Annotated in this window: 11 protein-coding genes; 5 read left to right on the top strand and 6 right to left on the bottom strand. The window is 68.1% G+C overall.

Annotation, left to right across the window (positions count from 1 at the left end; genetic code table 11):
- The first annotated feature begins 126 nt into the window (after window positions 1-126).
- The gene (locus ABY42_RS00090) at window positions 127-807 is read left to right on the top strand and encodes a class I SAM-dependent methyltransferase (protein WP_004974023.1); all 681 of its coding nucleotides are present in this window, start codon (window positions 127-129) and stop codon (window positions 805-807) included.
- A gap of 42 nt (window positions 808-849) precedes the next feature.
- On the opposite strand, the gene ABY42_RS00095 is transcribed toward ABY42_RS00090, so the two are convergent.
- The 3 genes from ABY42_RS00095 to ABY42_RS00105 form a co-directional block, all read right to left on the bottom strand.
- Window positions 850-1,986: an ABC transporter ATP-binding protein gene (locus ABY42_RS00095; protein WP_050458409.1), complete on the bottom strand. Its 1,137-nt coding sequence runs from the start codon at window positions 1,984-1,986 to the stop codon at window positions 850-852.
- Window positions 1,987-2,080: 94 nt separating this feature from the next.
- The gene (locus tag ABY42_RS00100; RefSeq protein ID WP_050458410.1) at window positions 2,081-3,796 is read right to left on the bottom strand and encodes an ABC transporter permease; all 1,716 of its coding nucleotides are present in this window, start codon (window positions 3,794-3,796) and stop codon (window positions 2,081-2,083) included.
- Window positions 3,797-3,805: 9 nt separating this feature from the next.
- Entirely contained in the window at window positions 3,806-4,948 is a 1,143-nt protein-coding gene (locus ABY42_RS00105; RefSeq protein WP_004974020.1) for a thiamine ABC transporter substrate-binding protein, read from the bottom strand.
- Between the two features lie 130 nt (window positions 4,949-5,078).
- On the opposite strand from ABY42_RS00105, the gene ABY42_RS00110 reads away from it, so the two are divergent.
- Window positions 5,079-6,113 (top strand): AI-2E family transporter, encoded by a 1,035-nt coding sequence (locus ABY42_RS00110; RefSeq protein ID WP_050458411.1) that lies wholly within the window; start codon window positions 5,079-5,081, stop codon window positions 6,111-6,113.
- A gap of 12 nt (window positions 6,114-6,125) precedes the next feature.
- Here ABY42_RS00110 and ABY42_RS00115 read toward each other — a convergent pair whose 3' ends face one another.
- Window positions 6,126-6,902: a sulfurtransferase gene (locus tag ABY42_RS00115; RefSeq protein ID WP_004974018.1), complete on the bottom strand. Its 777-nt coding sequence runs from the start codon at window positions 6,900-6,902 to the stop codon at window positions 6,126-6,128.
- Between the two features lie 251 nt (window positions 6,903-7,153).
- Here ABY42_RS00115 and ABY42_RS00120 point away from each other — a divergent pair, with 251 nt between their 5' ends.
- Window positions 7,154-8,014 (top strand): sulfurtransferase, encoded by an 861-nt coding sequence (locus ABY42_RS00120; protein WP_004974017.1) that lies wholly within the window; start codon window positions 7,154-7,156, stop codon window positions 8,012-8,014.
- A 53-nt stretch (window positions 8,015-8,067) separates the two neighbouring features.
- Here ABY42_RS00120 and ABY42_RS00125 read toward each other — a convergent pair whose 3' ends face one another.
- Window positions 8,068-9,510: a short-chain fatty acid transporter gene (locus tag ABY42_RS00125; protein ID WP_050458412.1), complete on the bottom strand. Its 1,443-nt coding sequence runs from the start codon at window positions 9,508-9,510 to the stop codon at window positions 8,068-8,070.
- A 185-nt stretch (window positions 9,511-9,695) separates the two neighbouring features.
- On the opposite strand from ABY42_RS00125, the gene ABY42_RS00130 reads away from it, so the two are divergent.
- Window positions 9,696-10,295, top strand: a complete 600-nt coding sequence (locus ABY42_RS00130; protein ID WP_004974015.1) for a hypothetical protein — start codon at window positions 9,696-9,698, stop codon at window positions 10,293-10,295.
- Window positions 10,296-10,552: 257 nt separating this feature from the next.
- On the opposite strand, the gene ABY42_RS00135 is transcribed toward ABY42_RS00130, so the two are convergent.
- Window positions 10,553-10,822, bottom strand: a complete 270-nt coding sequence (locus tag ABY42_RS00135) for a DUF7553 family protein (protein ID WP_004974013.1) — start codon at window positions 10,820-10,822, stop codon at window positions 10,553-10,555.
- An 88-nt stretch (window positions 10,823-10,910) separates the two neighbouring features.
- Here ABY42_RS00135 and uvrB point away from each other — a divergent pair, with 88 nt between their 5' ends.
- Window positions 10,911-13,007, top strand: coding sequence for an excinuclease ABC subunit UvrB (gene uvrB / locus ABY42_RS00140; protein ID WP_050458413.1), 2,097 nt, complete (start codon window positions 10,911-10,913; stop codon window positions 13,005-13,007).
- Window positions 13,008-13,010 lie beyond the last annotated feature (3 nt).

The raw sequence follows: 13,010 nt of genomic DNA on the forward strand, positions 1-13,010 counted from the left end.
ACACCGGTCGTCGGGACGCCGGTAATTAAAAGGCGCGACGGGAGACGCGGCCGATTCGCCGCCGGATTCGCCGCCCCCGCGGGACCAGTTCGAACGCATTTTCACCCCGGCGCGCGAGGCTCCGGTATGAGCGTCCGCGACGAGTTCGACGCCTGGGCGGCCGACGGCCGCGACAAGGGCATGGAGGACCGACACTGGCACACCGCGAAGCACGCGCTCGCACGGATGCCGGTCGAGGAAGGCGACACCGTCGTCGACCTCGGGACCGGGAGCGGCTACGCCCTGCGCGCGCTTCGCGACACGAAGGGCATCGGCCGCGGGTTCGGCCTCGACGGCTCGCCCGAGATGGTCCAGAACGCCCGCGAGTACACCGACACCGACGACCTCTCGTTTCTCGTCGGCGACTTCGACGACCTCCCGTTCGACGACGACAGCGTCGACCACGTCTGGTCGATGGAGGCGTTCTACTACGCCGCCGACCCGCACCACACCCTCGAAGAAATCGCCCGTATCCTCAGGCCCGGCGGGACGTTCTACTGCGCGGTCAATTACTACGAAGAGAACGTCCACTCCCACGAGTGGCAGGACCTCATCTCCATCGACATGACCCGGTGGTCCCACGCCGAGTACCGCGAGGCGTTCCGCGACGCCGGCCTCCACGTCGCCGAACAGGACTCCATCGCCGACCTCGACATCGACATCCCGGCAGCCGCCGAGTTCCCGACCGACGACTGGGAGACCCGCGAGGCGATGGTCGAGCGCTACCGGACGTTCGGCACGCTCCTGACTGTCGGCGTCGCACCCTGACGCGGAACGGGACCGCAGAACCGACCGACCCGCGCTTCCGGCCTAGTCGACGATGTGAGCCGACGCCGGGGCGAATCCGATATCCAGCGTCGTCCCGACCTCGAACCCGGCCGCTGATTCTTCGCCGCCGTCTTCGACCGCCACGACGAGTTCCGTCCCGCCCCAGTCGAGTCGCACCCGCGTCGTCGCCCCCTGAAACTCGGTGTCGACGACGGTTCCGCGAACCCGGTTCGTCTCCGCGCCGACTCGGAGCTGTTCGGGTCGGACGCAGAAGGTGAGGCTGTCCCCGGTCTCGGGACGTGCGGGTCGGCCGCCGTCTCTCCCGTCGGTTTCAGCGCGGTCGCCGGACGCCGAACCACCTTGGCCGAGGACGCGTCGACCCTCGGCCAGCGTGAACACCGCGTCGCCGACGCCGACGCGAATCCCCCCCGTTTCCGGTCGAGACTCGACGACCCCGTCGAGGACGTTGTTCTCGCCGAGGAACTCCGCGACGAACCGCGTCCGCGGGCGGTGGTAGAGTTCGCGGGGCCGGCCGACCTGTTCGACGCGGCCGCGGTTGAGGACGGCCACCCGGTCGGACACCGCCAGCGCCTCCGACTGGTCGTGGGTGACGTAGACGGTCGTCACGCCGAGTTCCGACTGGATGCGCTTTACCTGTCGGCGGAGGCGGTCGCGGAGCCGGGCGTCGAGCGCCGACATCGGCTCGTCGAGGAGCAGGAGGTCCGGGCCGGGCGCGAGGGCGCGGGCGAGCGCGACACGCTGTTGCTGCCCGCCCGAAAGCGAGTCCGGGTCGCGGTCTTCGAACCCCGCGAGGTCGACGAGGGAAAGCAGTTCCGCGACGCGCTCGTCGCGGGTGCCACCGCCCGGCGGGTCGGTAAAGCGGAGGCCGTAGGCGACGTTCTCGCCGACGCTGAGGTGCGGGAACAGCGCGTAGTTCTGGAACACGACGCCGACGCCCCGGGACTCGGGCGCGACGCCGGCCATCGACTCGCCGTCGAAGCGCACGGTTCCCTCGGTCGGGAACTCGAAGCCGGCGATACAGCGGAGCGTGGTCGTCTTGCCGCAGCCAGAGGGGCCGACGAGCGTGAAAAACTCGCCGTCGTCGACCGACAGCGAGACGGAATCGAGCGCCGTCGCCGACCCGTAGCGCTTGGACACCGCGTCGAGTTCGAGTCTCACGGGTTCGCCTCCGAAGTCACGTTCTCCCCTCGCCGGCGGACGGTCATAATTCTCACTTCCCGCGGCTCGCCCCCGTGTCGTTCTCCGGGTACCCTCATAGCTCGCCCCACCGGCCGCCGAAGCGGTCCACGACGAGGAAGCTGACGGACGTGACGAGAAGCAGGAGACAGCCCATCGCCGTCGCGGGGCCGAGCCGTCGCCCGAGGAACCGCTCGACCGCGATGGGCATCGTGTAGCTCCCCGCGCCCTCCGCGAGGATGATGGTCGAGTCGAACTCGCCGATGCTGATGGCGACGGCGAACGCCGCGCCCGCGACGACGCCGGTCCAGACGAGCGGCAGTTCGATATCGACGAGCGCGCGGGTTCTGGTCGCGCCGAGCGACCGCGCGGACTCCACGAGCCGGCCGTCGAGTCGGGCGAAAAGCGGCGCGACGTTCCGGGTGACGAAGGGGTACGCGCCGACGGCGTGGGCCGCGACGATAGCGAGCGCGCCGGTGACGCGGACTCGCGTCCCCAGCACGTCGACGCCGAAGACGAGGCCGCGGAGCAGGCCGAGGCCGACGACGATGCCCGAGACGGCGAAGGGGGCCATCGAGAGCACGTCGATGAGGCCGCGCCCGCGGTACCGGCGGGTCGTGAGGACGGCCATCACCACGCCCATCGGGACGGCCACGACGAGCGTCCCCGCGGCGAAGGCCAGCGAGTTCAGGATGGCGGGGAGTGGTTTGACCTGAAAGCTCGCGCCGGTCGCCTGTCGCTCGACGAGGAAGGCGTAGTTGGCGAGCGTGAAGCCGCCGTCGCCGCCGGTGACGCTCGCCAGAATCATGCTGGCGATGGGGACGACGAACACCAGTCCGACGACGAGGGCGTAGCCGGCGATGCCGACCGTCCGAAGCGTCGATTTCGGCGTCCAGTCGGACGGGACGACAGACCGGCGGGGAAGCGGGTTCGCCGCGCCGCCGGCCGACCGCTGGCTGGCCTCGTACCGGAGATAGACGGCGGTCAACGTGATGGAGATGACCGTCTCGATGACCGCGAGGCTGGCGGCCTCGGCGTACGCGAGGTCCCGGACCCGCGAGTAGACGAACACCTCGATGGTCGCCAGTTGGAAGCCGCCGAGCGCGAGGACGATGGGGAACGACGCGAAGGTGAAGATGAACGTCAGGGTCGCGCCGACGCCGATGGACGGCAGGAGCTGTGGGAGGACGACGTCGCGGAAGGCCCGCCGCGGGTTCGCGCCGAGCGAGCGGGCGGTCTCGACGGTCCGGGCGTCCACACTCTCCCACGCGGCGGTGACGACGCGGGCGACGAGCGGGGCGTTGTAGAACGCGTGGGCGACGATGATGGCTTCGAGCGTGAACAGCAGTTCGACCGGCGGGAGGCCGACGGCGGAGAGCGCGCGGTTCAGCGTCCCGTTGCGGCCGAACGTCGCCACGAAGCCGATGGCGACCATGATGGAGGGCATGACGAACGGGAGGATGGTAAGCGAGCGGAGCGTCTCGCGGCCGCGGAACTCGAAGCGCGAGAACAGCCACGCGGCGGGGAGGCCGAGCGCGAGGCTGGCGAGCGTCGAGTAGAACGCCTGTTTCGCCGTGAACCAGATGATGTCGACGAGGTAGAACTCGCTCGTCAGAATCGCCGCGATTGGTTCGACGGTGAGTCGGCCGTCCACGAGGACGGCGTCGGCGAAGACGGTGGCGACGGGGTAGTAAAACAGGACCAGGAGGACGACGGCGGTGAGCGCCGCGACGAGGGTGAGCAGTCGCTGTTCGAGGACGCGGGCGACCCGGCGAACCGAGACGCGGCTCACCGGTTCACCTCACTTTCTGGCGAACTCGCGGGCCCAGGCGTCGGTCCAGTCACTCAGGTTGTTCTGAAGCCGGTCGTAGGAGAACGTGACGGCTTCCGGCGGCTCCTGTGCGTACTGCGCGAAGTCCTCGGGCAGCTCCGCGGTGGTCGTGGCCGGGAACTGGACGTTGCGGACGGCGATTTCGGCCTGCACCTCGGGTCGGAGCATGAAGTCCATGAACTCGGCCGCGAGGTCGGGGTTCGACGCGTCGGCGAAGTGGGCCATCCCCTCGGGGTTGGCGTAGCCCTCGTCGTTCAGGAAGCGAATCTGGTGTTTCGCCATGTCCTCGCCGGACTCGGCGGCGAACACCTGGTCGGTCGAGTACGAGACGACCATCGGGGCCTCCCCGTTCGAGTAGGCGTTGTAGGAGTCCTCCCAGTCGCCGAGGACGCGGACGTCGTTTTCCTTCAGACTCGCCCAGTAGTCGAGGTAGCCGTCTTCGCCCTTGGCGTCGATGGTGTGGAGTAAGAACGCCTGTCCCGTCGCCGACGACGTGGGATTCTGCGCGAGGAGCGCGCCCGCGTACTCGGACTCCAGCAGGCCGTCGAACGTCTCGGGGGCGACGAAGTCGCCGTCGCCGTAGGTCTCGTTGTAGACGAGCGAGATGTAGCCCGTGTCGTAGGGGACCGCGCGGCCCTGCGGGTCGAAGTTCAGTTGCTCGTTCACCTCGTCGGCTCGGGACAGTCCCTCGGCGGGCGAGAACAGCGCCTCGTCGAGCTTCTGGTCGATGCGGACGAGCATCTGCGCGTCGAGGCCGACGTAGAGGTCCGCGCCGGACTCGACGCCCTGGAGGGCGCGCTCGATGTAGTAGTTCACGCCCGAATCGGGCGTCTGCCACTCCAGCGTCGCGTCGAACTCGGACTCGAACGTCTCTTTCAGCCACGGACCTGGGCTCGAACTCGGCGCGTCGACGAACGAGCCGTAGGTACCGACGGTGAGCGTCGGCGACTCGCCGCCCGCGGTCGTCCCCTCGGTCGTCGTCGCCGTGGTCGTCTCGGTCGTGTCGCCCGAAGCCTCGGTCGTCGTCTGCTCGCCGCCGGTCCCGGTACAGCCGGCGAGGAGCGCGGAGACGCCTCCCGCACCGGCGGCCTTCAGGAAACTACGTCGTCTCATTACTCGGTTGTTGCACTCTGTGGTACTTAACGGGCGTGGTGTTCTCGGAGACGGATAAACGGCCGAATCCGTCGGATTCGAGGTCCGTGTCGGGAGAACGACTTTATCCTCGGCGGGAGTATCACCGGAGGTGACTGCTTCTCGTCCGTACGTCCTCGGCGGTGTGCTCGCCCTCTTCGCGCTGCTCGCGGCGGTCATGCTCGCGGACGTGTTGGCGACGGTGTTTTTCGCCATCACCGTCGCCTACCTGCTCGTGCCGCTCAGGCGACGCCTCGAAGCGCGCGGGGCCTCCCGCTGGGTCGCCAGCCTCGCCGCCACCGTCGTCGCGGCGGTCGGCGTCGGCGTCGTGCTCGCGCCGCTCGTCGTCATCGTCTTCCTCCGACTGAGCGACATCCTCGAGCTCGCGGCGCTCCTGCCCGACGTGGTGACCGTCGAGTTCCTCGGGATGGTCGAGACGGTGACGCTCGACGACGTGGTTGCGGTCGGCCTCAACCTGCTCCAGTCGCTCGGCCGCGCCGCCGCCACCGCCGCGCCCGTGGTCCTCATCAAACTCACGCTGTTCGGGTTCCTCGTGTTCTCGCTGCTCCTCAGCGGCGACGCCGTCGGGCGGACGCTCCTCGCGCTGGTCCCCGCCGACTACCGGGACGCGGCGACGGCGCTCAACAAGCGGGCCCGCGAGACGCTGTTCGCTATCTACGTCCTGCAGGCGGCGACCGCCGTCGGCACGTTCGCTATCGGCCTCGTCGTCTTCTGGGCGCTCGGCTACGAGTACGTCGTCACGCTCGCCACGGTCGCGGCCGTCCTCCAGTTCATCCCCATCGTCGGCCCGAGCGTCCTGCTCGCGGCGATGGCCGTCTACCACGCCGCGGTCGGCGACCTCGTCGCCGCCGCGCTCGTCGTCGTCGTCGGCGGATTCGCGGTCGCGTGGCTCCCGGACATCCTGATTCGCCCGCGACTCGCCAGGGAGACCGCCGACCTGCCGGGGAGCCTCTACTTCGTCGGCTTCGTCGGCGGCCTGCTCAGCCTCGGCCCGGTCGGTATCATCGCCGGCCCGCTCGTCGTCGCGCTCCTCGCGGAGTCCGTTGACCTGCTCGGCGCGGAGTTACGCGTCGACGACGGCGGAGGCGAGGAGGACGCGGGCGACGACCCGGTCGAGACTCCCTGACTGCGCCGCTCGTCAGCCCTCGACGACCGCGCCGTCGCGTTCCTCCCACTCGGTGAGGCTGCCCTCGTAGAACGCCACGTCGTCGTAGCCGAGGTGCGAGAGGACGACGTAGGTGTGGCTGATGCGCCGGGCGGTGTTGCAGTAGAGGACGACCCGACGGTCCGGGGCGACGCCCGCGGCGTCCAGAATCGAGTCGAGTTCGTCCCGCGGTTTCAGCCCGCGGGTCTCGTCGTCGACGAGTTCGCGCCAGTCGAGGTTGACCGCGCCGGGGAGGTGGCCCTCGTCGTACTCCGCGGGGTCGCGGGTGTCCACGATGACGGTCTCGGGGTCGTCGAGCGCGGCTTCGACCGCCTCGAAGTCCACGAGCGGCGTCTCGGTCGGGTCGGTTATCTCGTAGACCGTCCCCTCGACCTCGGTCGCCTCGGTCGTCGTCTCGCGCTCGCGGTTCCACGCGCTGAAGTCGCCGTCGAGGAGGTGGAGTTTCTCGGGGTCGTGTCCGTAGAGGAGGGCGGTCACGAGAAAGCGGGCGGCGAAGACGCCGTGGGTGTCGTCGTAGGCGACCACGTCGTCGTCGGCCGCGACGCCCGCGCCCGAAAGGAGGTCGGACCACGCGTCGCGGCCGGGGAGCATCCCCACGTCGCCGTCGGCGCTTCGGAACTCGTCGAAGGGTATCGACACCGCGCCGGGGAGGTGCCCGATGCCGTCGAACTCCCAGCCGTCCCGCACGTCCACCACGCGAACGTCGCCGAGTCGGTCCGCGAGCCACGTCGAAGAGACCACGTCTACCATGTCCCCACGTTTCCGGGCCGCGGGTTTAGGTCCGCCCCTCCTCGCACCCCTCGCCACGTGTCCGGGGTAGCGGATGTTGTTGCTGGTTTCGTCGGATACCGGGCTGAGAGTCCCCGAGACGGCCGTTCTCCGAGTCAGTTTCGCCGTCTCCCCCGCCATATCCGGGACAATATTGCCGCATCACCCGAGGTCAGGCCGTACATGCCGTCGCTGTGAGAGTTATGGGCCTTCCTGTTGTACGGAGAAACGCGATGTCAAACTCCGATTACGCGAAGGACGTGCTCGTCTCTGCGGACTGGGTGGAGAGCCACCTCGACGAGTTCCAGAGCGACGACCCGGCGTACCGACTCGTCGAAGTGGACGTGGACACCGAGGCGTACGACGAGAGTCACGCCCCCGGTGCCATCGGGTTCAACTGGGAGTCCCAGCTGCAGGACCAGACGACCCGTGACGTGCTGACCAAGGAGGACTTCGAGGACCTCCTCGGTTCCCACGGCATCTCCGAGGACTCCACGGTCGTCCTCTACGGCGACAACTCCAACTGGTTCGCCGCCTACACCTATTGGCAGTTCAAGTACTACGGCCACGAGAACGTTCACCTGATGAACGGCGGCCGCGACTACTGGGTCGACAACGACTATCCGACGACCGACGAAGTCCCGTCCTTCCCGGAGCAAGACTACAGCGCCAAGGGTCCCTTCGAGGACATCCGCGCGTACCGCGACGACGTCGAGAAGGCGGTCGACAAGGGCCTTCCCCTCGTCGACGTTCGCTCGCCCGAAGAGTTCTCCGGCGAGATTCTCGCGCCCCCGGGACTGCAGGAGACCGCCCAGCGCGGCGGCCACATCCCCGGCGCGAGCAACATCTCGTGGGCCGCGACCGTCAACGACGACGGCACCTTCAAGTCCGCCGACGAACTCCGCGAACTCTACGCGGACCAGGGCATCGAAGGCGACGAGTCCACCATCGCCTACTGCCGCATCGGCGAGCGCTCGTCCATCGCGTGGTTCGCCCTCCACGAACTCCTCGGCTACGAGAACGTCACCAACTACGACGGCTCGTGGACGGAGTGGGGCAACCTCGTCGGCGCGCCCGTCGAGAAGGGTAACTGAGCCGCCTCGGCCTCAGTTCGTTTCGATACCGACCGACCGGTTCTTTTTGCGGTTCACATCGGCAGGACGCTGATGCCGACGGCGACGAGTACGCCCGCGCCGAGAAGCACCATCACGCAGTAGCCCATGATGTCGCGGACCGACAGGCCGCTGATGGAGAGCAGCGGGATGGCCCAGAAGGGCTGGATCATGTTGGTCCACGCGTCGCCCCACGAGGCGGCGACGGCGACTCGCGGGATTGACTCGCCGGACGCCTTCGCGGCCGTGACGAGCGTCTCGCCGATGACGGCCCACTCGCCCCCGCCGGAGGGGACGAAGAAGTTCACGAGACCGGCGGTGAAGAAGGCAAAGGCCGGGAGCGTCCCGTCGGGCGCGACGGCGACCATGCCCTGTGCGATCTGCGTGGCGAGGCTGACGGAGCCCTCGGGCGCGTAGGCCATGATGCCCATGATACCCGCGTAGAAGGGGAACTGGAGGATGATTCCCCAGACGTTCTCGACGGCCTCGACGATGGCCTCGATGTACGCCTTGGGCGTCCCGTGGAACAGCAGGCCGAGGAAGAGGAAGCCGAAGTTGACGATGTTCAGGTTGAGGTTGTTCCACGGCATCGTCCCGTTCTGGATTCCCTCCCAGAAGTACAGGGCGACCGCGAGCAGGCCGACGACGCCGATTGCCACGCCGATGCCGAGCGAGTGCTCGATGCGCGTCGCGAGCGAGGCGTCCTCGGGGACGGCCGTGGAGGCCCACCCGCCAGTCGTTTGCTCGCCACCGTCGGTCGCCGTCTCGAACGCCGCGGGGTCGATGGGCGTCTTCTTCGCGTCGTCGGCCGGGTACATGAGCGCGAACAGCGCCGGCAGGAAGAGGAAGCCGACCGCGACGACCAACACGAGGTTGGCGACCGTGAAGATGGTCCCGCCGGTGCCGAACGTCGTGTCGAGGATGCCCGCCTCGATGAGGAAGTTCCCTTCGGTGTTCAACAGGAGCGGAATCGACCCCGCGAGACCGCCGTGCCAGACGACGAACCCGGAGTACGCCCCGGCGACGACGATGGGGAAGTCGATGCCGCGCATCTCGGTCGCTATCTTCCGGGCGAACAGCGCCCCGACGACGAGGCCGAGACCCCAGTGGACGAACGACGCCGCGGCGGCGACGACCGGCACCATCGCGGCCGCGCCCCGCTCGGTGTTCGGGACGCCCGCGAGGCGCGTCAGGAGCCAGTCCACGGGCTTCGTCTGCGCGAGCGCGTAGCCCGTCATCAGGATGAGCGTCATCTGCATCCCGAACGAAAGCAGGTTCCAGAAGCCGCCGTACCAGCCGTCGATGAGAAGGTTCCCGGCGTGTCCGACCGCGCCGACCCCCTCGGCCGGCGCGACCGACACCAGCGCCAGCACGAACGCCACCCCGGTCAGGATGATGGCGAACAGGAACGCGTCGGGGAGGTACTGTTCGACCAGTTTCGAACTGCGCTCCGCCGCCTGCCTGATAGCGTTTGTCATAGCTCGGATAACCTCATGATAATACAACATATAATGTTTAATATTCGTGCTAGTTCGACTCGGTAGAATGTCACGAACCGGCCGACACGCCGGTCGTCGTCTCGGGTCGAGCCGGGTCGTCGCAGACCCGCGCCGGACTCGCCGCCGCCGATGGGTACAAACCCGAGACGGACATACGGGGGCGTATGTCCGAACTCCTCGACACCCTCCGCGACGACCACGAGACGCCGCTTTCCCGACTCGGCTCCTCGAAGGCGCTGTACGCCGTCACCGGCGGCGAGATGGACGGCGACGCGGTCCGCGCCGCGGCCGCCGCCGAGGCCGCCGCCGCCGCCGACCTGTTCGACTGGTGGGCAGACGACGAACCGAACGACGAGGCGGCCGCGCTCTTCGCCGACCTCGCCGACACCGCCCGCGAGCACGCCGAAACCGTCGGCGCGGAGCCCGACGGCTCGAAGCCGAACGTCTACGACGTGCTGGCCGAGTTCGAGACGACCGACGGCCGCCTCGGCGGCGCGCTCGCCCGCGCGCTCGTGTCGCTGAAGACCGTCGAGCAGATGGTCGGCTTCTTCGTCGGCGACGCGGACCCGATGGCCGCCAACGACTTCCGCACGCTCAAGTCCGACCTCAACGACCAACTCGACACGCTCGAAGCCGCCATCGACGACCTCGTCGAGGACGACGCCGTCGCCCGCGAGGCCGCCGACGCGGTGGTCGAAGCCGCCTACGACGAGTACGTCGAGACGCTGGAAGGCATGGGCGTCAAGCCGAAGAACGTCTGCTAAGCCCCCTCTTCACTCACAGGGGTCGCCGTTGGCGACCGACCCGGCGTAGACCGTCTCCGCGAACGGTAGCGGAACGACGGCTCGTGAGACGCGCTGCGTCTCACGGTGGAGAAAACCGGTCGCGAGACTCGACTTCGGCCCCGCTCGCGGTGCGGTATGCTCGGAACTTGTGTCTTCGTTCGCCCAGTGCCGACAGCGACGACTCGCGGCGTAGCGGGCGAGTTCCAGTAGAAACGAGGGGGTTTGTCAGCCGGTCGTCAGACGCCGGGGACGCCCTTGCGGTATTCGAGGACTTCGCTTCGGGCCTCGCGGACCGTCTCGGCGACGTCGCCGTCGAGGTCCTCGGCGAGTTCGTGGAGGACCGTCATGTGGCGGGCGAGTCGCCCGTGGTCCGGTCCCTGCTCGCGCGTCGCCAGCTTCGCGAGCTGGTCGGACTGTTCGTAGAGTCGCTCCTGCACGTCGCCCTCGGTCGCCTCGGCGGCTTCCTTGAGCAGGTTGCTCGCGCGTTCGAGTTCGGCTCGCGTCATACTGGACGGTTCGACAGCCCGGCCCAAAACCGTTCCTCCGGCGACAAGCACCGCCTCGCTCAAGTACGCCGCGACCCAAGGACGGGCAATGAGCGAGTCCGGTCCCCTGTCCGCCGACAGACCCGACGCAGACCGCGAATTCCGCGTCGACGCCCCCTTCGACCCCGCGGGCGACCAACCCGAGGCAATCGAGGCGCTGGCCCGCGGCTTCCGCGAGGGTGCCGACGTGCAGACCCTGCTCGGTGTCACCGGTTCCGGCAAGACAAACACCGTCTCGTGGGTGGTCGAGGAGATTCAGAAGCCGACGCTCGTCCTCGCGCACAACAAGACGCTCGCCGCCCAGTTGTACGAGGAGTTCAAGAGTCTCTTCCCCGACAACGCGGTCGAGTACTTCGTCTCCTACTACGACTACTACCAGCCCGAGGCGTACATCGAGCAGACCGACACCTACATCGACAAGGACATGTCGATAAACGAGGAAATCGACCGGCTCCGCCACTCCGCGACCCGGTCGCTTCTCACCCGCGACGACGTTATCGTCGTCGCCTCGGTGTCGGCTATCTACGGCCTCGGCGACCCGAAGAACTACGCCGATATGTCCCTCCGACTGGAGGTCGGCCAGCAGATGGACCGCGACGAACTCCTCCGTGGTCTCGTCGACCTCAACTACGAGCGCAACGACGTGGACTTCCGGCAAGGGACGTTCCGCGTCCGCGGCGACACCGTCGAGGTGTTCCCGATGTACGGCCGCTACGCCGTCCGCATCGAGTTCTGGGGCGACGAAATCGACCGGATGCTGAAGCTCGACCCGCTGGAGGGCGAGGTCAAGTCGTCCGAGCCGGCGGTCCTCGTCTATCCGGCGGAACACTACTCCATCCCCGAAGAGCAACTCGAAGGAGCCATCTCGGAAATCGAGGAGCTGATGGAACAGCGGGTGAAGCACTTCCAGCGACAGGGCGACCTCGTGGCCGCCCAGCGCATCGAAGAGCGCACCACCTTCGACATCGAGATGCTCCGCGAGACGGGCCACTGCTCCGGCATCGAGAACTACTCGGTCCACCTCTCGGACCGCGAGCCGGGCGACGCGCCTTACACCCTCCTCGACTACTTCCCCGACGACTTCCTCACCGTCATCGACGAGTCGCACGTCACGCTCCCGCAGATTAAGGGCCAGTACGCCGGTGACAAGTCCCGAAAGGACTCGCTCGTCGAAAACGGCTTCCGCCTGCCGACGGCCTACGACAACCGCCCGCTCACCTTCGAGGAGTTCGAAGAGACCGTCGGGCAGGCGCTTTTCGTCTCCGCGACCCCCGGCGACTACGAGCGCGAGCACTCCGACCAAATCGTCGAGCAAATCGTCCGGCCGACCCACCTCGTGGACCCGAAGGTCGAGGTGACGGAGGCGACCGGGCAGGTCGACGACCTGATGGCCCGCATCGACGAGCGCATCGACCGCGACGAGCGCGTGCTCGTCACGACGCTCACGAAGCGGATGGCCGAGGACCTCACCGAGTACCTCGAAGAGGCCGGCGTCGACGTGGCCTACATGCACGACGAGACCGACACGCTCGAACGCCACGAACTCATCCGGTCGCTCCGCCTCGGCGATATCGACGTGCTCGTCGGCATCAACCTTCTCCGCGAGGGCCTCGACATCCCCGAAGTCTCGCTCGTCGCCATCCTCGACGCCGACCAGCAGGGCTTCCTGCGCTCCGAGACCACGCTCGTCCAGACGATGGGCCGCGCCGCCCGCAACGTCAACGGCGAGGTCGTGCTCTACGCCGACGAGATGACGGACGCGATGGAGGCCGCCATCTCCGAGACGCAGCGCCGCCGCCGCATCCAACAGGAGTTCAACGAGGAACACGGCTACACGCCGACGACCATCGAAAAGGAGGTCGGCGAGACGAACCTGCCGGGGAGCAAGACCGACACCCGCGGCGTCTCCGGCGACGAACCCGCCGACGCCGACGAGGCGGTAGAACAGATCGCCTTCCTCGAAGACCGGATGCAGGAGGCCGCCGACAACCTCGAATTCGAACTCGCCGCCGACATCCGCGACCGCATCCAGAACCTCCGCCGAGAGTTCGACGTGGACGCCCTCGAAGACGGCGTCGCGCCCGAGTATCCCGACGAACACGACGGCGAGGCCGACGACGGCCTGACGCCCCCGGACGAGTTCTGACCG

The sequence above is a fragment of the Haloferax gibbonsii genome (genome assembly GCF_001190965.1).
GTDB lineage: Archaea > Halobacteriota > Halobacteria > Halobacteriales > Haloferacaceae > Haloferax > Haloferax gibbonsii.